We start from the raw sequence: 21,135 nt of genomic DNA on the forward strand, positions 1-21,135 counted from the left end.
GCCGCTCACCACTCACCCTCGGTCCTGTCGTGCGGCAGTCCTCGCTCGTCCTCAGCGAGTCCCCGCTCCCCCTCGCCGCGCCCCATCCCGGGCCCGCCCCCACCACAGAGCAGCTCCCGCAGCCGCCCCCACCCCCGCTCCCGCGCAAACGCCTCCGTGCCCCACCGCAGGGCCGGCACCGTCCGCACCAGCCCCGAGGCGTCCCGCTCCAGCACATGCAGCTCCGCGATCCGCCGCCGCCCGTTCCGGTCCCGCACGAGGTGCAGAACGACCGAAAGCGCCGCCGCCAACTGGCTGTGCAGGGCGGCCCGGTCGAGCCCGGCCGCCGTGCCGAGGGCCTCCAGGCGGGCGGGGACGTCCGCGGCGGCGTTGGCGTGGACGGTCCCGCAGCCGCCCTCGTGGCCGGTGTTCAACGCGGCCAGCAGATGCACCACTTCGGCCCCGCGCACCTCGCCGACCACCAGCCGGTCGGGCCGCATCCGCAGCGCCTGCCGGACCAGGTCCTCCAGGGTCACGAGCCCGGCACCCTCCTGGTTGGCGGGCCGGGTCTCCAGGCGCACGACGTGCGGATGATCGGGTCGCAACTCCGCCGAGTCCTCCGCGAGCACGATCCGCTCCTCCGGTCCGACCAGCCCGAGCAGCGCGCTGAGCAAGGTGGTCTTGCCGGTGCCCGTGCCTCCGCTGATCAGGAAGGACAACCGCGCCCGCAGCAGTGCCCGCAGCACCCGGTCCCCGCCCGGCGGCACCGTCCCGGCTGCCACCAGTTCGTCGAGGGTGAACGCGCGCGGGCGGACCACTCGAAGCGACAGGCACGTACAGCCCACGGCGACCGGCGGCAGCACCGCGTGCAGTCGCGTCCCGTCCGGCAGCCTGGCGTCGGCCCACGGCCGGGCATCGTCCAGGCGCCGCCCGGCCACCGCGGCCAGTCGCTGCGCAAGACGTCGTACGGCTGCCGCGTCCGGGAAGGACACCGACGTCAGCTCCAGTCCGCCGCCCCGGTCCACCCACACCCGGTCCGGCGCCGACACCAGCACGTCGGTCACCGACGGATCGGCGAGCAGCGGCTCCAGTGGGCCGCTGCCGACCAGTTCGGACCGCAACTGCTCGGCAGCGCCCAGGACTTCGGCGTCACCCAGCACCCGACCCTGCTCCCGCAGCGCCTGGGCCACGCGCGCGGGTGTGGGTTCGGCGCCGCTCTCGGCCAGCCACTGCCGCACCCCCTCCAGCAGGGGCCCCGCGAAAGTCGTCATGCCGCACCTGCCTCGACCAGCGCCCGCTCCAAGAACTCCTTGCAGAACCTGGCCAGTGGACCGCGCCCGCCCGCGCCGGGCGGTGTCCTTCCCTCGGCCAGGCGCAGCAGCCCGGCCTCGACGGGCACCTCGCCGGCCAGCGGCAGACCGAGCAGCCGGGCCACCTCGCGGTCGTCGAGGCCGGGGGCGTACGGCCCGCGTACCGCCACGCGCAGATCGCGCAGGACCATGCCGACCGCGGACGCCACCCGTCCGGCCGCCGCGACCGCGCGCAGTTCGGCGGGGACCACCAGAAGCCCGACGTCGAGCTGGGCGAGGGCCTCCGCGGTCCCGTCGTCGATGCGGCGCGGCAGGTCGACCACGACCGTGCCGCCCCGGCGCCGGGCCGCGGCCAGCACCGCCCGTACGGCCTGCGGTGGGATGGCGACGCAGTCACCGCGGTCCCAGCTGAGCACCCGCAAGGAGTGCAGCTGGGGCAGGGACTCCTCCAGGGCGCCGCTGCCGACCCGGCCGCGCGAGGCGGCGAAGGCGGGCCAGCGCAGGCCCTCGGCACTCTCGGCGCCGAGGAGCACGTCGAGTCCGCCGCCCAGCGGATCGGCGTCCACGAGCAGGGTGCGAAGGCCCTCGCGTGCGGAGGTGACGGCGAGCGCGCAGGCGAGCGTGGACGCTCCTGCGCCGCCCCGGCCGCCGATCACGCCGACAGTGAGCGCGGGCCGGCCGACCCCCTCGGCGACGTCGGCGATCCGGTCGACCAGCCACTGCTCGCCGTCGGGCAGCATCAGGACGTGGTCGGCGCCGATCTGCACGGCTCGTTTCCACACGCCGGGGTCGTCCTGGTCGCGGCCGACCAGCACCACTCCTCGTCTGCGCGCGGCCCCGCGGACGCGTCGTGCGGCGTCGTCCCCGACCAGGACCAGCGGCGCGGCCTCCCAGCCCCCGCTGCGGTCGGGCACGGTGTGATGGACCTCCGGTGTGGCTCCGGCCGCTGCGCACAGGCGCAGCAGGTCGTCGAGCAGTTCGGCGTCCTCGGTGACGATCAGCGGTCGGCTCTGCCGCCCTCCGGCTGCGGACGGCGGATCGTGTGTGACGGTTCCGGCCACGGTTTCCTTCCCCCTTCGCTGCTTGTCCGCTTCGCTCGCGGAGCCCCTGCGGCCCCGTGATTCGCATCCATGTGAAGAACCGGCAACGGGCCTCCATATGAACGGCCGACGCAATCCGGCCATGCGCGCCCGACAATCGGAACCGGCCAGGAACTCGCCGCGAGCGGGCCGCGCAGGAATCACGGTGCAGCGATCCCGAAAATCGTGTGGATCTTGGTCAATAACTGTGGACAACTCGGTGGTTGTGAATATCGCCGTCACCCATACCGGTGACCCCTGCACCATCTCCTGTGCGACTTCCGCAGAGCAGTCCGACGGCTACGTACAGTGACGGATCGTGGGCATGCGAAAGAGGCGGCCGCAGCCGCCTCGATGCGGCCTCGTGGCCGCGCAGACAAGGGAAAAACCCGCCCGGACATGCGACGACCCCCGCCGGGGGGGAGAGCGGGGGTCGTCCCCACGGCCGACTCGGGGGGGGAGGAGTCGGACCGGGTTAGCACGGTCGCGAACGATCCGTGACTTCCATGGTGTACCCGAGAGCCCTCTCAGGCAAACCCACACGCCCCACCTTACGCCGAATGGGCTGCCCCTATGCTCAGGGTCGTGGAAAACCACTCGTTGCCCCGCACAGCGGCCTTCTTTGACCTGGACAAGACGGTCATTGCGAAGTCGAGCACGCTCACCTTCAGCAAGTCGTTCTATCAGGGCGGCCTGATCAACCGCCGGGCCGCCTTGCGTACCGCATATGCCCAGTTCGTCTTCCTCCTGGGCGGCATGGACCACGACCAGATGGAACGCACGCGCGCGTACCTGTCCAGGCTCGTGCGCGGCTGGAACGTCGAGCAGGTCAAGGAGATCGTCGCCGAGACGCTGCACGACATCATCGACCCGATCATCTACGACGAGGCCGCCTCCCTCATCGAGAAGCACCACACCGCCGGACGGGACGTGGTGATCGTCTCCACATCGGGGGCCGAGGTGGTCGAGCCGATCGGCGAGTTGCTCGGCGCCGACCGCGTGGTCGCCACCCGGATGGTCGTGGGCGACGACGGCTGCTACACGGGCGAGGTGGAGTACTACGCCTACGGCCCCACAAAGGCGGAGGCGGTCCGGGAGCTGGCCGAGTCCGAGGGATACGACCTTTCACGCTGCTACGCCTACAGCGACTCGGCGACGGACCTTCCGATGCTGGAGGCGGTTGGAAATCCGCACGCGGTGAATCCGGACCGCGCACTGCGCCGAGAGGCACTCGCGCGCGGGTGGCCGATTCTCGATTTCCACCGCCCGGTCAGACTCAAGCAGCGACTACCCGCGTTCTCCGTACCGCCGCGTCCCGCTCTGGTCGCGGCGGCCGCCATAGGGGCCGCGGCAGCCACCGCCGGCCTGGTCTGGTACGCCAGCCGACGTCGGCCGGCCACCGCCTGACCTGCCACTTCGCCACAGTCGGGCAACTCCCGGAAGCCCGGCGCCCGTTTGGTATGCCTTTGAATTCAAAAGTAAAGAAGTGAGGCGCCCGCTTCCGCTTGCCTCTCACCTGGAGTACAAAGGAGACAACGGCCCGCGAGACCAAGGACATCCGAGAGGATCACCTTTTAAACGCATTTGGCCCCACGGACCGCGCATGAACACCGGGCACCCACGCGACGTCGACCCGTCGATTACGGGCCAGCCGCACCAGGTCACGGGCAAAGATCCCGACCTGATGGGCAACATATCGAGGACGCTTGGTAACCCGATGCGCATGCCAGCGGCGGTACGAGAACTCGTACCGCCGCAACCCTGTCCGGAACCTTTTACGCCGCCCCGCGCTGCAGCGCCTCGCACACCGCCGTCGACTCGCGCGCGCCCAGCTCGACCGCCCGGCCGCAGTGCGCGATCCATGCGGCCATGCCCTCGGGAGTGCCGGAGAGGTAGCCCTCGAACGCCGCCAGATAGGCCGCCCGGCCCAGCTCGGCGTGTCCCACCTCCGCCGGGCAGACCGACTTCGGGTCGAGGCCGCTACCGACCAGGACAATCCGCTCGGCCGTGCGTGCGACCAAACCGTTGTGCGAAACGAAGGGGCGCAGCGCGAGCAGCTCGCCGTGCACGACGGCGGCCATGACCAACGCGGGCGCCGAACTGCCCCCGATGATCAGCTCGGACAGCCCCTCCAGCCGCCCCGACACCTCGGCCGCGTTCGGCAGCGGCTGACCGATCAGCGGCTCGTCGACCGGCTCACCCTGCTGCCGGGGCCGCCCCACCTGGTCGGCCTTGTCCGCGGCCGCCACCAGGTGCAGCCGGGCCAGCACCCGCAGCGGCGACTGCCGCCAGATGGACAGCAATTGCCCCGCCTCGGCGGTCAGCCGCAGCGCCGCCCCCATCACACGGGCCTCGTCGCCACTGAAGTCGGTACGCCGGCGCACCTCTTCGAGGGCCCAGTCCGCGCCGGACAGCGCGGCGGAACCGCGGGCCCCGCGCAGCGCCGCCTCGGAGGTGATCTCGTTGCTGCGCCTGCGCATGACCCGGTGGCCGTAGACCCGGTCCACGGCCTTGCGCACGGACTCCACGGACTCGGCCACACCGGGCAGTGAGCCCAGTGCAGCGAGCGGATCGGCGGTCGCGCCTGTCGTACTCATGAGTACGACACTACGCACCCGCCGCGGAAACCCCACGAAGGAGTGGTCTTCTTCACGCCTCGCCGACCACCGTGCCCGACGCGCCACTACGCTTGATGAACATGAAAATTGCTTTCGTTGGCAAGGGCGGCAGCGGAAAGACCACCCTGTCCTCCCTGTTCATTCGCCATCTGGCGGCCGCCGGATCCCCGGTCGTCGCGATCGACGCCGACATCAACCAGCACCTCGGGGCCGCGCTCGGCCTCGACGAGGCGGAGGCCGCCCGTCTGCCCGCGATGGGCGACCGGCTGGCGCTGATCAAGGACCACCTGCGCGGCACCAACCCGCGCATCGGCTCGGCCGAGTCGATGATCAAGACGACGCCGCCCGGCGAGGGCTCGCGGCTGCTGCGGGTGCGCGAGGACAACCCGGTCTACGACGCCTGCGCCCGTCCGGTGGAACTCGACGGCGGGGCCGTCCGTTTGATGGTCACCGGCCCCTTCACGGACGCGGACCTCGGGGTCGCCTGCTACCACTCCAAGACCGGAGCGGTGGAGCTGTGCCTGAACCACCTGGTGGACGGGCCCGAGGAGTACGTCGTGGTCGACATGACGGCGGGCTCGGACTCCTTCGCCTCCGGCATGTTCACCCGCTTCGACATCACGTTCCTCGTCGCCGAGCCGACCCGGAAGGGGGTCTCCGTCTATCGCCAGTACAAGGAGTACGCCCGCGACTTCGGCGTCGAGCTGAAGGTCGTCGGCAACAAGGTCCAGGGCCAGGACGACCTCGACTTCCTCCGTGCCGAAGTCGGGGACGACCTGCTCGTGACGGTCGGGCACTCCGACTGGGTGCGTGCCATGGAGAAGGGCCGGCCGCCCCGGTTCGACCAGCTGGAGGACGTCAACCGCCGCGCCCTGGACACGCTGCGGACGACCGCCGACGCGACGTACGAACGACGCGACTGGGAGCGCTACACCCGCCAGATGGCGCACTTCCACCTGAAGAACGCCCAGTCCTGGGCCAACGAACGGCACGGGGTCGACCTGGCCGCCCAGGTCGACCCCGACTTCGTGCTCAGCGAGGGCGTCGTCGAACCCGTCTGACGACGCCTACGGCCGGTCCGCCGGGACCCCGGGCGCACCCTTCGGGGCCGGGGCGGGGCGGGCCGACAGGAAGGACTCCCAGCCCTGCTTCGGGGCCTGGCCGACCTTGAGCGTGCGCAGCTTGGCGAGGATCTTCGGGTCCTGGGCGTCCAGCCAGTCGACGAGCTGGCGGAAGGACACGCAGCGCACCTCGGGCTTGGTGCACACCTGCTTGACGACGTCCTCGACGGCGCGCATGTAGGTGCCGCCGTTCCAGGACTCGAAGTGGTTGCCGATGATCAGGGGCGCGCGGTTGCCGTCGTACGCCCGCTGGAAGCCCTGGAGCAGCCCGTCGCGCATCTGGTTGCCCCAGAACTCGTGCATGCCGGGGTCGCCCTGGGTGGTGGTGCCCGACTGGTTGACCATGAAGTTGTAGTCCATGGTCAGCTGCTCGTACTTGTGCCCGGGGAACGGCACCAGCTGCATGGACACATCCCACAGGCCGTCCTTCTTGCCGGGCCAGACCTGGTTGTTGACGCCGCTGGTGTCATAGCGGAAGCCCAGATCCCGGGCGGCCTTGCGGAAGTTGGCCTGGCCCTCCAGGCAGGGGGTGCGGGCGCCGATGAGTTCCCGGTCGTAGTCGAAGGGCAGCGGAGCGGCGTTCTTCAGGCCGCTGTTGGTCTTCCAGGACTTCACGAACTGCTTGGCCTGGGCGATCTCGTCCTTCCACTCCTCCACCGACCACTCGCCGACGCCACCGCCGCTGCCGCAGAAGTGGCCGTTGAAATGGGTGCCGATCTCGTTGCCCTCCAGCCACGCCAGCCGCAGTTGCTTCACGGTTTCGGCGATGCCCTGCCGGTCGTTGAAGCCAATGTCCGAGCGGCCCGGCGAGTGCTGCGGCGGTCTGTACAGGTCGCGTTTGTCCTCGGGGAGCAGGTACACGCCGCTGAGGAAGTACGTCATGGTGGCGTTGTTGGCCTTTGCCACCTCGCGGAAGTGGGAGAACAACCGCTGGCTGTCCTCACCCGCGCCGTCCCAGGAGAACACCACGAACTGCGGGGGCTTCTGACCGGGCTTCAGCCGCTCGGCGCGGGACAGGTGGGGCTGCGCACCGGTGAACGCGGTGGAGCCGTCCCCGATCAGCCGGACCGCGCTCCTGGGCGGCGCCGGCGCACCCTGGGGGCCGGAGACCCCTCCCTCCGAACTGTCGGAACCGGTCCCACAGCCCGCGAGTGATACGGCACAGACCGCGGCGCCCACGGCGCCCGCGGCGATCCTCCGGGTGGCGGCCATTCCGCCCACCTTCCTTCCCCAGTCGACGAGTCGGCAGCGCCGCCAAGGTCGCACGGAGCGAGGAAGGAATTAGTACGACAAGCCGATGAAATGTCCACTTCACTCACTGGAGTGATTGGTTAACCCATTTGCCGGGAAAATCCATGCTCGTCCTTTACTCTGCATTACGATTCGTTTACTGAAAGTTGCTGATCCCGCCACTGCACGCCGTGACCCACGGCCGCGACCCGACCCCGCCCCGGCGGGGGAACCACCTGTTCCGCGACCGCGCTGCCCCGGAGGAGACGGGAAACATGTCAGCCTGCGTCCCCACTCGAGCCCCCGACCCGCATCGACCTCAGCGGGTCCACCCATCCCACAGCCCGCCGCCGACCCGGCGGCGCCGGTTCCATATCGCCGGCGCCGACGTGTCGGCCTCCATCTCCGTCTTCCTGATCGCGCTGCCACTCTCCCTGGGCATCGCCCTCGCCACCGGCGCGCCGCTCCAGGCCGGGCTCGTCGCCGCGGCGGTGGGCGGTCTGGTCGCCGGGCGACTCGGCGGCTCCCCGCTCCAGGTGAGCGGCCCGGCGGCCGGCCTCACGGTCGTCACCGCCGACCTGATCCACCGCTACGGATGGCGTACGACGTGCGCCATCACCGTGCTCGCCGGGCTCGCCCAGCTCGGCCTGGGCTGTCTGCGCGTGGCCCGCTCCGCGCTCGCCGTCAGCCCCGCGATCGTGCACGGCATGCTGGCCGGCATCGGCGTCACCATCGCCGTGGCCCAACTGCACATCGTGCTCGGCGGCACCCCGCAGAGCGTCGTCCTGGACAACCTGCGCGCGCTGCCCGCCCAGCTCGCCGACCTGCATCCGGCCTCCGTCACGACAAGCGCGCTCACGCTCGCCCTGCTACTGGCCTGGCCCCGGCTGCCCGGCCGGGCGGGCCGCCTGCTGCGCAAGGCACCCGCCGCGCTCGTCGCCGTCGCCGGGGCCACCGCAGCCGCCTCGCTGGCCGGGCTCACCCTGCCCAAGGTCGAACTGCCCAACTGGAGCAGCCACGCCCTGGCCGGACTGCCCGAGGGTCCGGCGCTCGGCCTCGTCGCCGCCGTGCTCACCACGACGCTGGTGTGCAGCGTGCAGTCGCTGCTCGGCGCGGTGGCCGTCGACAAAATGGCCGCCGCCCGGACCGGCCTCGCCGGCCGCGTCCCCCGTTCCGACCTCGACCGCGAACTGCTCGGTCAGGGCGCCGCCAACATCGTCTCCGGCGGACTCGGCGGGCTGCCGGTGGCGGGCGTGGCCGTGCGCAGTACCGCGAATGTGCATGCCGGTGCGGTGAGCCGGAACTCCACGATGCTGCACGGCGTTTTCGTAGTGATCGCCACGCTGCTGATGGTCCCGATCCTGGAGTTCATCCCGCTCGCCTCGCTCGCCGCCCTGGTGATGGCCGTCGGCATCCAGATGGTGTCCCTGAACCACATCCGTACGGTGACCCGCCACCGTGAGGTGCTGGTGTACGTGGTCACCACCCTCGGCGTGGTGCTCCTCGGCGTCCTGGAGGGCGTGGCGCTGGGGATCGCCGTGGCCGTCGGCGTCGCCCTGCACCGCCTCACCCGCACCCGCATCACCCACGAAGTGACGGAAGGAGTCCATCACGTACAGGTAAGGGGACAGTTGACGTTCCTCGCGGTGCCACGGCTCAGCCGTGCCCTGCACCTCGTACCCCAAGGGGCCGACGTCGTCGTCGAGTTGGACGGCTCGTTCATGGACCACGCGGCGTACGAGACCCTGCAGGACTGGCAGAACACCCACACCGCGACGGGCGGCACCGTCGAGCTGACCGGCCGCCGCCGCGCCGGGGTCCGAATCGCCGAGCCCATGAGCTTCCCCGACCGTCAGGGGGAGACCGGGGTCAGCGAGCCGGACGCTTCCGCCGGTTGCCGTTGCAGTCCGTGGACGCCGTGGCGCAACCACCAGTGCGAGGTGCAGCAGCCGCTGCTCGCGATGCCGGGGGGTGCGGTGTGGGGTGGGGGCTCGGACGGGTTCGGCGGCCTGGAGGGTTCGGTGGGTTCGGCGGGGTCGGCGGGTTCGGCGGGTTCGGCCAGCGCGGCGAACTCGGAAGGCTCGACAGGTTCGAGGGGTTCGGCGGGTGTTGCGGGCACGGGGGGCGTTGCGGGCACGGCGGGCTGGGAGGGCTCGGCGGGCGTTACGGGCACGGCGGGCTCGGAAGGTTCGGCGGGCGCGAAGAGCACGGCGAGCTCGACGGGCGCGAAGAGCACGGCGGGCTCGGAAGGTTCGGCGGGCGCAAAGGGGTGGGCAGGCTCGGAGGGCTGGTTGCGCTCGGAGGGCTCGGCAAGCTTGCAGAGCTCCCCGCGCTCGGAGGGTTTCGCGAGCTCGCAGGGCGCGTACGGGTTTGCCGGGCCTGCCGGGTCCGACTGCTCTGTCGACTCCAATGGATCCACCGTCTTCGGCAGGTCCGACGGCTCCGGCACCCCCAGCACCCCCAGCTACTCCGGCGCCCCCGGCCGTCCTCACAGCTCCGGCGACTGGGGCACCGTTCACAGCGCTAACGGCTTCCCACGCTCCGACGACTCGCTCAACGCCGACGACTCCCACGCCGGCTCCCACGATCCCGGCGGCTCCCAAAGCCACCGCGGCTCCATCGCTCCCAACAGCCCCCAAAGCCACCTCGGCTCCAAAGCCCCCGGCGACCCCCACCGCCCCGGCGGACCCGGAGGAACCGGCCCCGGCCCCGGCCCCGGCGGACCCAACGCTCCCCACGTTTCTCACCACCCCGGCAGCCCCGCCCACTCCACCGGCCCCACCACCCCCACCACCCTCACCAACTCCCCCAGCCCCCACCCCCATCCCTACCCCCACCCCCACGACACCCCCGCCAGCCACCAACTGGCCCGAGGCATCAGCGCCTTTCAGAGCAACACGGCCCCCCTCGTCCGGGGCGAACTCGCACGGCTGGCCCGCGAAGGTCAGCGCCCCGTCCAGCTGTTCCTCACGTGCGCCGACTCCCGTCTGGTCACCTCGATGATCACCTCCAGTGGTCCGGGCGACCTGTTCGTGGTGCGCAACGTCGGCAACCTGGTGCCACAGCCCGGCGAGGAGAGCGGCGACGACTCGGTGGCGGCGGCCATCGAGTACGCGGTGGACGTACTGAAGGTGCGGTCCATCACGGTCTGCGGCCACTCCGGTTGCGGAGCCATGCAGGCACTGCTCAACTCCGAGCCGGGCAGCGCCCGCACGCCGCTCAGACGGTGGCTGCGGCACGGGCTGCCCAGCCTGGAGCGCATGGTCGCCGACGACCGGCCCTGGCCCCGGCTGGCCGGGCGGCCGCCAGCCGACGTGGCCGAGCAGCTGTGCCTGACCAACGTCGTACAGCAACTGGAGCACCTGCGCGCTCACGAGTCGGTGTCCCGGGCGCTGCACGAGGGCGCGTTGGAGCTGCACGGGATGTACTTCCACGTCGGCGAGGCACAGTCGTATCTGCTCACCGAGACGAATCAGGGGCAGGTGTTCGACACCGTCCGCGCGGCGGGCCTGTCCGCGTGAGCGGCTCCCGGGACGCCGCCCCGGAGCCGCCGCACTGGGACGCCCAACCGCGAGGCGGGCCCCGGGACGCCGCCCCGGAACCGCCGCCACGGGACGCCCACCCCCGAGGCGGGTCCCGAGGCAGCCCCCGGGACGCCGCCCCGGGACCGCCAACCCGGGATGCCCACCCCTGAGGCGGGCCCCGGGACAGCGGTCCGGGATGTGAGGGGCGTAACAACGCTGAACCGGCTTCGGGCGGCGTCCGTGGGAAGGAATGACCAGGCGTCGGAAGCGGTCCGGAGCCGGACTGGCGTGCCGGCGGCATACCGGGACCACGCCCCCGACAGGTCTAAACCAATATCCCGTCGACCCTTGTCATCAGGCCACCAGGTCTGATGAGCTGTGGCCTGGGACACAACGGACACCCTTCGAGAGGGAGATGTCGTGAGCAACGAGAGCCTGGCCAACCTGCTGGGGAAGGAGACGGGACAGTGACCGACGAGCGTTCTTCCCTCTCCAACCTGCTCAAAGAAGAGCGCAGGTTCGCGCCCCCCGCCGACCTGGCCGCCCACGCCAATGTCACGGCGGAGGCGTATGAACAGGCCAAGGCTGACAGGCTCGGCTTCTGGGCCGAGCAGGCCCGCCGGCTGACCTGGGCCAAGGAGCCGACCGAGACGCTGGACTGGTCGAACCCGCCGTTCGCCAAGTGGTTCAAGGACGGCGAACTCAACGTCGCGTACAACTGCGTGGACCGGCATGTCGAGGCCGGGCTCGGCGACCGCGTGGCCATCCACTTCGAGGGCGAGCCCGGCGACAGCCGCGCCATCACCTACGCCGAGCTCAAGGACGAGGTCTCCAAGGCCGCCAACGCCCTGCTGGAGCTGGGCGTTCAGAAGGGCGACCGGGTCGCCGTCTACATGCCGATGATCCCGGAGACGGCGATCGCGATGCTGGCCTGCGCCCGTATCGGCGCCGCGCATTCCGTGGTCTTCGGCGGCTTCTCGGCGGACGCCCTCGCCACCCGTATCCAGGACGCGACCGCCAAGGTCGTCATCACCTCCGACGGCGGCTACCGGCGCGGCAAGCCCTCCGCGCTGAAGCCGGCCGTGGACGAGGCGGTGGAGAAGGCGGGCAACGTCGAGCATGTGCTCGTGGTCCGCCGGACCGGCCAGGAGGTCGCCTGGGCCGAGGGCCGGGACGTGTGGTGGCACGACCTCGTCGAGCGGCAGTCCGCCGAGCACACGCCGGAGGCGTTCGAGGCGGAGCACCCGCTGTTCATCCTCTACACCTCCGGTACGACGGGTAAGCCGAAGGGCATCCTGCACACCTCCGGCGGCTACCTCACCCAGACGGCATACACCCACCACGCGGTCTTCGACCTCAAGCCGGAGACCGACGTGTACTGGTGCACGGCCGACGTCGGCTGGGTGACCGGGCACTCGTACATCGTCTACGGGCCGCTCGCCAACGGCGCCACCCAGGTGATGTACGAGGGCACACCCGACACCCCGCACCAGGGCCGCTTCTGGGAGATCGTGCAGAAGTACAAGGTCACGATCCTCTACACCGCGCCCACCGCGATCCGTACGTTCATGAAGTGGGGCGACGACATCCCCGCGAAGTTCGACCTCTCCAGCCTGCGGATCCTGGGCTCGGTCGGTGAGCCGATCAACCCCGAGGCCTGGATCTGGTACCGCAAGCACATCGGCGCCGACGCCACGCCCGTCGTGGACACCTGGTGGCAGACCGAGACCGGCGCGATGATGATCTCGCCGCTGCCCGGCGTCACCGAGGCCAAGCCCGGCTCGGCGCAGACACCACTGCCCGGCATCGCCGCGACGGTCGTCGACGACGAGGCGCACGAGGTGCCCAACGGCGGCGGTGGCTACCTGGTCCTCACCGAGCCGTGGCCGTCGATGCTGCGCACGATCTGGGGCGACGACCAGCGGTTCATCGACACGTACTGGTCGCGCTTCGAGGGCAAGTACTTCGCCGGCGACGGCGCCAAGAAGGACGACGACGGCGACATCTGGCTGCTCGGCCGCGTCGACGACGTCATGCTCGTGTCCGGCCACAACATCTCCACCACCGAGGTCGAGTCCGCCCTCGTCTCCCACCCCTCCGTCGCCGAGGCGGCCGTGGTGGGCGCGGCGGACGAGACGACCGGGCAGGCGATCGTCGCCTTCGTGATCCTGCGCGGTACGGCCGCGGAGACCGAGGATCTGGTCGCCGAGCTGCGTAACCACGTCGGCGCCACCCTCGGCCCGATCGCCAAGCCCAAGCGGATCCTGCCGGTGGCGGAGCTGCCCAAGACCCGCTCCGGCAAGATCATGCGCCGCCTGCTGCGGGACATCGCCGAGAACCGCCAGCTCGGTGACGTGACCACGCTGACCGACTCCACGGTCATGGACCTCATCCAGGCCAAGCTCCCGGCGGCGCCCAGCGAGGACTGACCCCGGCGGATACCGGGCACCCGGCGGGAGACGCTTCAACGGCGCGCCGGGTGCCCCTTTCATCCGTAACGTGAAGATCACCGAGACGGCCCAGCGCATCTTAGGTAAGCTAAGGAACGCGTCAACAACGCGACAATGATCCGAGGGTGCGCCGGGAAGTCTGGTCGGCATGTCATTTGTGCTGCCCACAGCCCGGAGGTCTTCCCGTGACCATGCCCCGCCCCGCCCGCAAGGCCTTCGCCCGCCTGTCCCTGCCCGAGCGGACCTTCGTCGCGGACGCGCTGCGCACCGAGACGGTCGGCGGTGTGCTGCTGCTCGTCGCCGCGGTCGTCGCGCTGATCTGGGCGAACATACCCGCGTTGCGCGACAGCTACGAGAGCGTCTCGCACTTCCACATCGGCCCCGCCGCCCTCGGCCTCGACCTGTCCATCGCGCACTGGGCCGCGGACGGGCTGCTCGCGATCTTCTTCTTCGTCGCCGGTATCGAGCTCAAGCGTGAGCTGGTCGCCGGCGATCTGCGCGACCCCAAGGCGGCCGTCCTGCCGGTGGTCGCCGCGCTGTGCGGCATGGCCGTCCCGGCACTGGTCTACACCCTCACCAACGGCATCGGCGGCGGCTCCCTCGCGGGCTGGGCCGTGCCCACCGCCACGGACATCGCCTTCGCGCTCGCCGTGCTCGCGGTCATCGGTACGTCGCTGCCGAGCGCCCTGCGCGCCTTCCTGCTGACGCTCGCCGTCGTGGACGACCTGTTCGCGATCCTGATCATCGCGATCTTCTTCACCAGCTCGATCAACTTCGCGGCGCTGGGCGGCGCTCTCGTCGGCCTCGGCGTCTTCTGGCTGCTGCTGCGCAAGGGCGTACGCGGCTGGTACATCTACGTCCCGCTGGCCCTGGTGATCTGGGCGCTGATGTACAACAGCGGCGTGCACGCGACCATCGCCGGCGTCGCCATGGGCCTGATGCTGCGTTGCACCACCCACAAGGACGAGGAGCACTCCCCCGGCGAGCACATCGAGCACCTCGTGCGCCCCCTGTCCGCGGGCCTCGCCGTACCGCTGTTCGCCCTGTTCAGCGCGGGCGTCGCGGTCTCCGGCGGCATGCTGGGGGACGTGTTCAGCAGGCCGGAGACGCTGGGCGTGGTCCTCGGTCTCGTCGTCGGCAAGACGATCGGCATCTTCGGCGGCACCTGGCTGACCGCCCGCTTCACCCGGGCCTCGCTCAGCGACGACCTCGCCTGGCCGGACGTCTTCGCCGTCGCCTCGCTCGCCGGCATCGGCTTCACCGTCTCGCTGCTCATCGGCGAACTGGCCTTCGAGGGCGACGCGGTCCTGACCGACGAGATCAAGGCCGCCGTACTGACCGGCTCGCTGATAGCGGCGCTGATCGCGACGGTGCTGCTGAAGATCCGGAACGCCAAGTACCGCAGTCTCTGCGAGGCCGAGGAGCGCGACGAGGACCTCGACGGCATCCCGGACATCTACGAGGAGCACGACCCGGCGTACCACCTGCGGATGGCGGAGATCTACGACCGGAAGGCCGCCGAGCACCGCCGGATCGCCGAAGTCAGGGCCGCCGAGCTTGCCGAAGTGGGCGGCGGGGCAGGCGATGAGGGCGACGGTCCGGCATGATCTGACGAGACGGTACAAAAGACGGGACCGTGCGCAGTCAGGCACAGACGGACCCCGTACGCAGAAGTAAGCAGAAGAGGGAGACCGCGATGAGCGCACCCGACGGCAGCCCGGTCGGCGCCGAACGCAGCATCGGCCAGCTGTTCGCCTCCGCGACGGCCGAGATGTCGGCGCTGGTGCACGACGAGATCGCGCTGGCCAAGGCCCAGCTGAGGCAGGACGTCAAGCGCGGTGCGACGAGCGGCGGCGCGTTCATGGCGGCCGGCGGGCTGCTGCTGTTCTCCCTGCCGATGCTCAACTTCGCTCTGGCGTACGGCATCCGGACCTGGAGCGGGTGGAACCTCGCGATCTGCTTTCTGCTGTCCTTCGCGGCGAACGTCCTGATCGCCCTCGTCCTGGCGCTGATCGGCCTGGTGTTCGCGAAGAAGGCCAAGAAGAGCAAGGGCCCGCAGAAGGTGGCCGCGTCGATGAAGGAGTCGGCGGGCGTGCTGCAGAAGGCCAAGCCGCACCCGCGTCCCGCGCGGCCGGAGCTGCCCGAGCTTCCCCGGGACCGCGCGCCCGAGGCCATCGAGGCTGTGGCACGCTCGTCGTCATGACGGAACCCGACACCCCTTCGGCGCAGCCCGCCTCGGTCATCCGGCCCGACGGCCCCTGGACGCACCGGGACGTGGCGGCGAACGGCGCGCGCTTTCACATCGCGGAGCTGGGCGACGGACCGCTGGTGATGCTGGTGCACGGCTTCCCGCAGTTCTGGTGGGCCTGGCGGCACCAGCTGGTCGCGCTCGCCGACGCCGGGTTCCGGGCCGTCGCCATGGACCTCAGGGGTGTCGGCGGCAGCGACCGCACGCCTCGGGGGTACGACCCGGCCAACCTCGCCCTCGACATCACCGGCGTGGTCCGCTCACTCGGTGAGCCGGACGCCGCGCTGGTCGGGCATGACCTCGGCGGCTATCTGGCGTGGACGGCGGCCGTGATGCGGCCGAAGCTGGTACGCCGTCTGGTGGTCGCGTCGATGCCGCATCCCCGGCGCTGGCGCTCGGCGATGCTCTCCGACGTGCGGCAGACGGCGGCGAGTTCGTACATCTGGGGGTTCCAGCGGCCGTGGATCCCGGAGCGGCAGCTCGTCGCGGACGACGGGGCGCTGGTGGGCCGGCTGATCCGGGACTGGTCCGGGCCGCGACTGCCGGAGGACGAGGCGGTGGCGGCGTACCGGCGCGCGATGTGCATCCCGTCGACGGCGCACTGCTCCATCGAGCCGTACCGCTGGCTGGTCCGCTCCCTGGCCCGCCCCGACGGCATCCAGTTCAACCGCCGGATGAAGCGCCCCGTCCGCGTGCCGACCCTGCATCTGCACGGCTCCCTCGATCCCGTGACGCGCACCCGCAGCGCGGCCGGCTCCGGCGAGTACGTCGAAGCCCCGTACCGCTGGCGGCTGTTCGACGGCCTCGGCCACTTCCCGCACGAGGAGGACCCGGCGGCGTTCTCCAACGAGCTGATCGGCTGGCTGAAGGACCCCGAACCGGACCGCTGAACTGGGCCGTCCGGCCGAAAGACCATGGCCCTCGGCCGGTCGGCGAGCCGAAGCGCCCGCTATGCGGAGCAGTACGCCTGTACTACGAACTGCCAAATGCCTGGCGCATAGGCCAATTGGCGGCCTCGGAAGCGGTTATCGACCTTGGGGCGGGGGCACACGTCGGGGTATGGGCTGGACGCACGACTACAGTGACGCAGCACGCACTCGCCGCTCGGGCAACAGCCCGGGCCCCCACCGCCGGGGCACCCAGCAACTGGCGGGCACGGACCCGAGGGTGGGCATCCCGCGCATTCTGCGCCGCCGGGCCCGCTGGGTCTCGGTACGGCTGCGTCACCCGCGCGGGTGACGCCCTCCACTACAGCGCGCAGCTGTCGCTGCCCACCTGCTGGTTCGCCGTACGCCCCTTGGTGATGTCCTCGCGGATCTCGTCCACGGTCAGCGCGTACCCCGTCTCGGCGTCGTCGAGGGACTTCGCGAAGACGACCCCGTAGACCTCGCCCTCGGGCGTGAGCAGCGGGCCGCCGGAGTTGCCCTGGCGGACGGTCGCGTACAGCGAGTAGACATCGCGGCGGACGGTGTCCCGGTGGTAGATGTCCGGGCCGTTGGCGGTGATGCGCCCGCGCACGCGCGCGGCGCGCACGTCGTAGGCCCCGTTCTCCGGGAAGCCCGCGACGATCGCGCTGTCCCCGCTCGCCGCGTCGTCGTCGGCGAACCTCAGGGCGGGCGCGTCCAGATCGGGTACGTCGAGTACGGCGATGTCGCGCTGCCAGTCGTACAGGACGACCGTCGCGTCGTACCGTCGGCCCTCCCCGCCTATCTGGACGGTGGGTTCGTCGACGCCGCCCACCACGTGCGCGTTGGTCATGACGCGGCGCTCACCGAAGACGAACCCGGTGCCCTCCAAGACCTTGCCGCAGCTCTGGGCGGTGCCCATCACCTTGACGATGGAGCGCTGGGCGCGGGTGGCGACGGGGCTGTTGGCCAGGGCCGGGTCGGGCGGCTGTACGTCGGTGATGGGCTCGTTGGCGAACGGGCTGAAGACCTGCGGGAAACCGTTCTGCGCGAGCACCGAGGAGAAGTCCGCGAACCAGGTGTCGGCCTGCGCGGGCAGCGCGCGGGAGACGCCGAGCAGCACCTTCGAGCTGCGCACCTCCTTGCCGAGCGTCGGCAGGGTGGTGCCGGCCAGCGCCGAGCCGATCAGCCACGCCACCAGCAGCATGGCGACGACGTTGACGAGGGCTCCGCCGGTGGCGTCCAGGGCGCGGGCCGGGGACCAGGTGATGTACCGGCGCAGCTTGTTGCCGAGATGGGTCGTCAGGGCCTGGCCGACCGAGGCGCAGACGATCACGACGACCACCGCGACGACGGCGGCGGTGGTGCTCACCTCCGCGTTGGCGGTCAGCGCGTCCCAGATGACGGGCAGTGAGTAGACGGCGACGAGGCCGCCGCCGAGGAAGCCGATCACCGACAGGATGCCGACGACGAAGCCCTGGCGGTAGCCCACGATCGCGAACCACACGGCGGCGACCAGCAACAGGATGTCCAGCACGTTCACCGCTTCAAGCCTCGCCTCATCACTTCGCGATCACTCCTGGTCGGCCGTAGGCCCGGCCACAGCACGAGGGCCACCCTGTCATGACCGCCAGTCGAGCGGGACCTGCTTGTCGCGGTCCCACGGTCTCTCCCAGCCCGCGTAGTGCAGCAGGCGGTCGATGATTCCGGCTGTGAAGCCCCAGACAAGTGCCGATTCGACCAGAAATGCCGGACCTCGGTGACCGCTTGGGTGGACGGTGGTGGCGCGGTTGGCGGGGTTCGTGAGATCCGCCACGGGGACCGTGAAGACCCTGGCCGTCTCGTTCGGGTCAACCACCCCCACGGGGCTGGGCTCCCGCCACCAGCCCAGCACCGACGTCACGACGAAGCCGCTGACCGGGATGTAGAGCTTGGGCAGCACGCCGAACAGCTGCACCCCGGACGGGTCCAGGCCGGTCTCCTCCTCGGCCTCGCGCAGAGCGGCCCGCAGGGGTCCGTCGGCGTGCGGGTCGCCGTCCTCGGGGTCGAGGGCACCGCCGGGGAACGAGGGCTGTCCGGCGTGCGAGCGCAGCGAGCTCGCCCGCTCCATCAGCAGCAGCTCGGGGCCGCGCTCGCCCTCGCCGAACAGGATGAGTACGGCGGACTGGCGGCCGGCGCCGTCCTTCGGCGGCAGGAAGCGGCTCAGCTGGCGCGGCTGGACCGTCTCCACGGCGCGCACGACCGGGTCCAGCCAGTCGGGCAGCCCCTCCTTGCTGAGCACCACCGGGCCGCCCTGCGTCTCACTCGCTCGTGTCATCGCCACCCCCGTCGTTTTGAAGCGTCCAACGCGGGACGGCACCGAGATCGTTCCGAGCGGGGCGAACGCGTCGTTGCTCCCGTCATCCGGCCCCCAGGGGCGGGGCCGGCCTGCCGCCCGCGTCCAAGTACGCCTGCGGGGGCTTCAGACGTTGGCCGGGGAAGCCGCCCTTCTCGTACTTGAGCAGCTTCCTCGCCTTCTCCGCGTCCGTCTCGCCCTCGCCGTACGCCGGGCAGAGCGGGGCGATGGGGCAGGCGCCGCAGGCGGGCTTGCGGGCGTGGCAGATGCGGCGGCCGTGCCAGATCACGTGGTGCGAGAGGTCCGTCCAGTCACTCTTGGGGAAGAGCGCGCCGACGGCGGCCTCGATCTTGTCGGGGTCGGTCTCGTCGGTCCACCGCCAGCGCCGGACGAGTCGCTGGAAGTGCGTGTCGACGGTGATGCCGGGCCGCCCGAAGGCGTTGCCGAGCACGACGAAGGCGGTCTTGCGGCCTACGCCGGGCAGCTTGACGAGGTCCTCCAGCCGGCCAGGGACCTCGCCGCCGAAGTCCTCCGTGAGGGCTTTGGACAGCCCTATCACCGACTTGGTCTTGGCCCGGAAGAAGCCGCACGGCCGCAGGATCTCCTCGACCTCCTCGGGGTTGGCGGCGGCCAGGTCCTCAGGGGTCGGGTACTTGGCGAACAGGGCCGGGGTCGTCTGGTTGACGCGCAGGTCGGTGGTCTGGGCGGACAGGACCGTGGCGACCAGGAGCTGGAAGGGGTTGTCGAAGTCGAGCTCCGGGTGGGCGTACGGATAGACCTCGGCGAGTTCGCGGTTGATCCGGCGGGCCCGGCGGACCAGGGCGGTGCGGGACTCGTCGCTCGGCGGCTGCGGGGTGACCGTCTTCGCGGGCGCGGCCTTCTTCACGGGGGCGGAGGCCTTCTTGGGCGCGACCGTGGGCTTCTTACGGGCGACGGTGGCCTTCTTGACGGGGCCGGCACTCCTGGCGGTGGCCTTCTTGGCGGGGGTCTTGTTGGCGGGAGCTTTCGCGCCAGCGGTCTTCTTGGCCGGGGCGTTGCCGGCGGGAGCCGTCTTCCCGGCACTCTTCTTGGCGGGGGCCTTACCGGTGGGCGCTTTCGCCCCAGCGGCCTTTCTGGCCGGGGCGTTGCCGGCGGGAGCCGTCTTCCCGGCACTCTTCTTGGCGGGGGCCTTGCCGGTGGGCGCCTTCTTCCCAGCGGTCTTCTTGGCCGCCGCCGACTTCGCAGGAGCGGCTTTCTTGGTGGCGGCACTCTTGGCCGGAACGGCCTCTTTCGCGGTGGCGGTCTTGGCGGCAGCCTTCTTCACTGGCGCCCGTTCAGTCGCTTTTGTCGCTTTCTCTCCGCCGTCGGAATCCTGTTCGCCCACAGCGGAATCTCGACGTACAACCACCCGCGCAGCCCCCCTAGGCCTGTGCTCTCACTGGCATTTTGGACACCCGGCCAGCCTAAGCCCCGGCACCGACATCCGCCCCGGACCCCGAAGATCAGCGCCCAATTGGACCCCTGCCGCTTACCACGGCACGGCGGTGCGGCATCCTTGTGACAGATCACACTGTTTGGACCGTCCGGCAAAATGGGCACCAGGGTGCCTTGGTACACCGGGGGAACAAGATCCCCTGAGCAGGTCGACAAGGAGAGAACTCGTGGACGACGTTCTGCGGCGCAATCCGCTCTTCGCGGCGCTCGACGACGAGCAGGCCGCGGAGCTGCGCGCCTCCATGAGTGAGGTGACCCTCGCGCGCGGTGACTCCCTCTTCCACGAGGGCGACCCCGGCGACCGGCTCTACGTGGTCACCGAGGGCAAGGTCAAGCTCCACCGCACGTCCCCCGACGGCCGCGAGAACATGCTGGCCGTGGTCGGCCCCAGCGAGCTCATCGGCGAGCTGTCGCTGTTCGACCCGGGCCCGCGCACGGCGACCGCCACGGCACTGACCGAGGTGAAGCTGCTCGGCCTCGGCCACGGCGACCTCCAGCCCTGGCTGAACGCCCGCCCCGAGGTGGCCACGGCGCTCCTGCGCGCCGTCGCGCGCCGACTGCGCAAGACCAACGACGCGATGTCCGACCTCGTCTTCTCGGACGTCCCCGGCCGTGTCGCGCGCGCCCTGCTGGACCTGTCCCGCCGGTTCGGCGTGCAGTCCGAGGAAGGCATCCACGTCGTCCACGACCTCACCCAGGAGGAGCTGGCCCAGCTGGTCGGCGCGTCCCGCGAGACGGTCAACAAGGCGCTGGCCGACTTCGCCCAGCGCGGCTGGCTGCGGCTGGAGGCACGCGCGGTGATCCTCCTGGACGTGGAGCGCCTCGCGAAGCGGTCGCGCTGACGCCGGGTCCGGGGTGCCCGA

At 71.0% G+C, this 21,135-nt stretch carries 16 protein-coding genes; 9 read left to right on the top strand and 7 right to left on the bottom strand.

What is annotated here, in order from left to right:
• Window positions 1-5: 5 nt before the first annotated feature.
• Window positions 6-1,250 carry a TadA family conjugal transfer-associated ATPase gene (locus tag I2W78_RS17035; protein ID WP_196460886.1) on the bottom strand — a complete coding sequence of 415 codons (1,245 nt, stop codon included), beginning with the start codon at window positions 1,248-1,250 and terminating at the stop codon, window positions 6-8.
• Complete coding sequence (gene ssd, locus I2W78_RS17040; protein WP_196460888.1) at window positions 1,247-2,350, bottom strand: septum site-determining protein Ssd; 1,104 nt, start codon at window positions 2,348-2,350, stop codon at window positions 1,247-1,249. The genes I2W78_RS17035 and ssd overlap by 4 nt, the downstream gene beginning before the upstream one ends.
• 591 nt (window positions 2,351-2,941) lie before the next feature.
• Between ssd and I2W78_RS17045 the strand changes: the two genes are divergently transcribed.
• Window positions 2,942-3,775: an HAD family hydrolase gene (locus I2W78_RS17045; RefSeq protein WP_196460890.1), complete on the top strand. Its 834-nt coding sequence runs from the start codon at window positions 2,942-2,944 to the stop codon at window positions 3,773-3,775.
• Between the two features lie 368 nt (window positions 3,776-4,143).
• On the opposite strand, the gene I2W78_RS17050 is transcribed toward I2W78_RS17045, so the two are convergent.
• Entirely contained in the window at window positions 4,144-4,965 is an 822-nt protein-coding gene (locus I2W78_RS17050; protein WP_196460892.1) for a Fic family protein, read from the bottom strand.
• A 101-nt stretch (window positions 4,966-5,066) separates the two neighbouring features.
• On the opposite strand from I2W78_RS17050, the gene I2W78_RS17055 reads away from it, so the two are divergent.
• The gene (locus I2W78_RS17055) at window positions 5,067-6,047 is read left to right on the top strand and encodes an ATP-binding protein (protein WP_196460894.1); all 981 of its coding nucleotides are present in this window, start codon (window positions 5,067-5,069) and stop codon (window positions 6,045-6,047) included.
• Window positions 6,048-6,053: 6 nt separating this feature from the next.
• On the opposite strand, the gene I2W78_RS17060 is transcribed toward I2W78_RS17055, so the two are convergent.
• Window positions 6,054-7,319, bottom strand: coding sequence for a polysaccharide deacetylase family protein (locus I2W78_RS17060; protein ID WP_196460896.1), 1,266 nt, complete (start codon window positions 7,317-7,319; stop codon window positions 6,054-6,056).
• 293 nt (window positions 7,320-7,612) lie between these two features.
• Here I2W78_RS17060 and I2W78_RS40480 point away from each other — a divergent pair, with 293 nt between their 5' ends.
• The 6 genes from I2W78_RS40480 to I2W78_RS40485 all read left to right on the top strand — a co-directional run bounded on the left by I2W78_RS40480 (window position 7,613) and on the right by I2W78_RS40485 (window position 16,798).
• On the top strand, window positions 7,613-10,858 hold the full coding sequence (locus tag I2W78_RS40480) for a SulP family inorganic anion transporter (protein WP_230885483.1): 3,246 nt from the start codon (window positions 7,613-7,615) through the stop codon (window positions 10,856-10,858).
• Window positions 10,859-11,232: 374 nt separating this feature from the next.
• Window positions 11,233-13,290, top strand: a complete 2,058-nt coding sequence (gene acs, locus I2W78_RS17075; protein WP_374222674.1) for an acetate--CoA ligase — start codon at window positions 11,233-11,235, stop codon at window positions 13,288-13,290.
• 206 nt (window positions 13,291-13,496) lie between these two features.
• On the top strand, window positions 13,497-14,918 hold the full coding sequence (nhaA, locus tag I2W78_RS17080; protein WP_196460900.1) for a Na+/H+ antiporter NhaA: 1,422 nt from the start codon (window positions 13,497-13,499) through the stop codon (window positions 14,916-14,918).
• 89 nt (window positions 14,919-15,007) lie between these two features.
• On the top strand, window positions 15,008-15,514 hold the full coding sequence (locus tag I2W78_RS17085; protein ID WP_196460902.1) for a phage holin family protein: 507 nt from the start codon (window positions 15,008-15,010) through the stop codon (window positions 15,512-15,514).
• Window positions 15,511-16,449, top strand: coding sequence for an alpha/beta fold hydrolase (locus I2W78_RS17090; RefSeq protein WP_196460904.1), 939 nt, complete (start codon window positions 15,511-15,513; stop codon window positions 16,447-16,449). The genes I2W78_RS17085 and I2W78_RS17090 overlap by 4 nt, the downstream gene beginning before the upstream one ends.
• 169 nt (window positions 16,450-16,618) lie before the next feature.
• Window positions 16,619-16,798, top strand: a complete 180-nt coding sequence (locus I2W78_RS40485) for a hypothetical protein (RefSeq protein ID WP_230885484.1) — start codon at window positions 16,619-16,621, stop codon at window positions 16,796-16,798.
• 9 nt (window positions 16,799-16,807) lie between these two features.
• Here the strand turns inward: I2W78_RS40485 and I2W78_RS17095 are convergent, their stop codons facing one another.
• The 3 genes from I2W78_RS17095 to nth form a co-directional block, all read right to left on the bottom strand.
• Window positions 16,808-18,007 (bottom strand): MarP family serine protease, encoded by a 1,200-nt coding sequence (locus I2W78_RS17095; protein ID WP_196460905.1) that lies wholly within the window; start codon window positions 18,005-18,007, stop codon window positions 16,808-16,810.
• Between the two features lie 78 nt (window positions 18,008-18,085).
• Window positions 18,086-18,781, bottom strand: a complete 696-nt coding sequence (locus I2W78_RS17100) for an NUDIX hydrolase (protein ID WP_196460907.1) — start codon at window positions 18,779-18,781, stop codon at window positions 18,086-18,088.
• Between the two features lie 82 nt (window positions 18,782-18,863).
• The gene (gene nth, locus I2W78_RS40490; protein ID WP_196460909.1) at window positions 18,864-20,102 is read right to left on the bottom strand and encodes an endonuclease III; all 1,239 of its coding nucleotides are present in this window, start codon (window positions 20,100-20,102) and stop codon (window positions 18,864-18,866) included.
• Between the two features lie 337 nt (window positions 20,103-20,439).
• Between nth and I2W78_RS17110 the strand changes: the two genes are divergently transcribed.
• Window positions 20,440-21,114 (top strand): Crp/Fnr family transcriptional regulator, encoded by a 675-nt coding sequence (locus I2W78_RS17110; RefSeq protein ID WP_020129286.1) that lies wholly within the window; start codon window positions 20,440-20,442, stop codon window positions 21,112-21,114.
• Window positions 21,115-21,135 lie beyond the last annotated feature (21 nt).

Source organism: Streptomyces spinoverrucosus, from assembly GCF_015712165.1.
GTDB classification, from domain to species: domain Bacteria; phylum Actinomycetota; class Actinomycetes; order Streptomycetales; family Streptomycetaceae; genus Streptomyces; species Streptomyces spinoverrucosus_A.

Coding starts and splice junctions, on each gene's coding strand:
- I2W78_RS17035 (WP_196460886.1), bottom strand. CDS start 1,250: ATGACGACTTTCGCGGGGCCCCTGCTGGAGGGGGTGCGGCAGTGGCTG.
- I2W78_RS17045 (WP_196460890.1), top strand. CDS start 2,942: ATGCTCAGGGTCGTGGAAAACCACTCGTTGCCCCGCACAGCGGCCTTC.
- I2W78_RS17050 (WP_196460892.1), bottom strand. CDS start 4,965: ATGAGTACGACAGGCGCGACCGCCGATCCGCTCGCTGCACTGGGCTCA.
- I2W78_RS17055 (WP_196460894.1), top strand. CDS start 5,067: ATGAAAATTGCTTTCGTTGGCAAGGGCGGCAGCGGAAAGACCACCCTG.
- I2W78_RS17060 (WP_196460896.1), bottom strand. CDS start 7,319: ATGGCCGCCACCCGGAGGATCGCCGCGGGCGCCGTGGGCGCCGCGGTC.
- I2W78_RS40480 (WP_230885483.1), top strand. CDS start 7,613: ATGTCAGCCTGCGTCCCCACTCGAGCCCCCGACCCGCATCGACCTCAG.
- acs (WP_374222674.1), top strand. CDS start 11,233: ATGAGCTGTGGCCTGGGACACAACGGACACCCTTCGAGAGGGAGATGT.
- I2W78_RS17085 (WP_196460902.1), top strand. CDS start 15,008: ATGAGCGCACCCGACGGCAGCCCGGTCGGCGCCGAACGCAGCATCGGC.
- I2W78_RS17090 (WP_196460904.1), top strand. CDS start 15,511: ATGACGGAACCCGACACCCCTTCGGCGCAGCCCGCCTCGGTCATCCGG.
- I2W78_RS40485 (WP_230885484.1), top strand. CDS start 16,619: ATGGGCTGGACGCACGACTACAGTGACGCAGCACGCACTCGCCGCTCG.
- I2W78_RS17100 (WP_196460907.1), bottom strand. CDS start 18,781: ATGACACGAGCGAGTGAGACGCAGGGCGGCCCGGTGGTGCTCAGCAAG.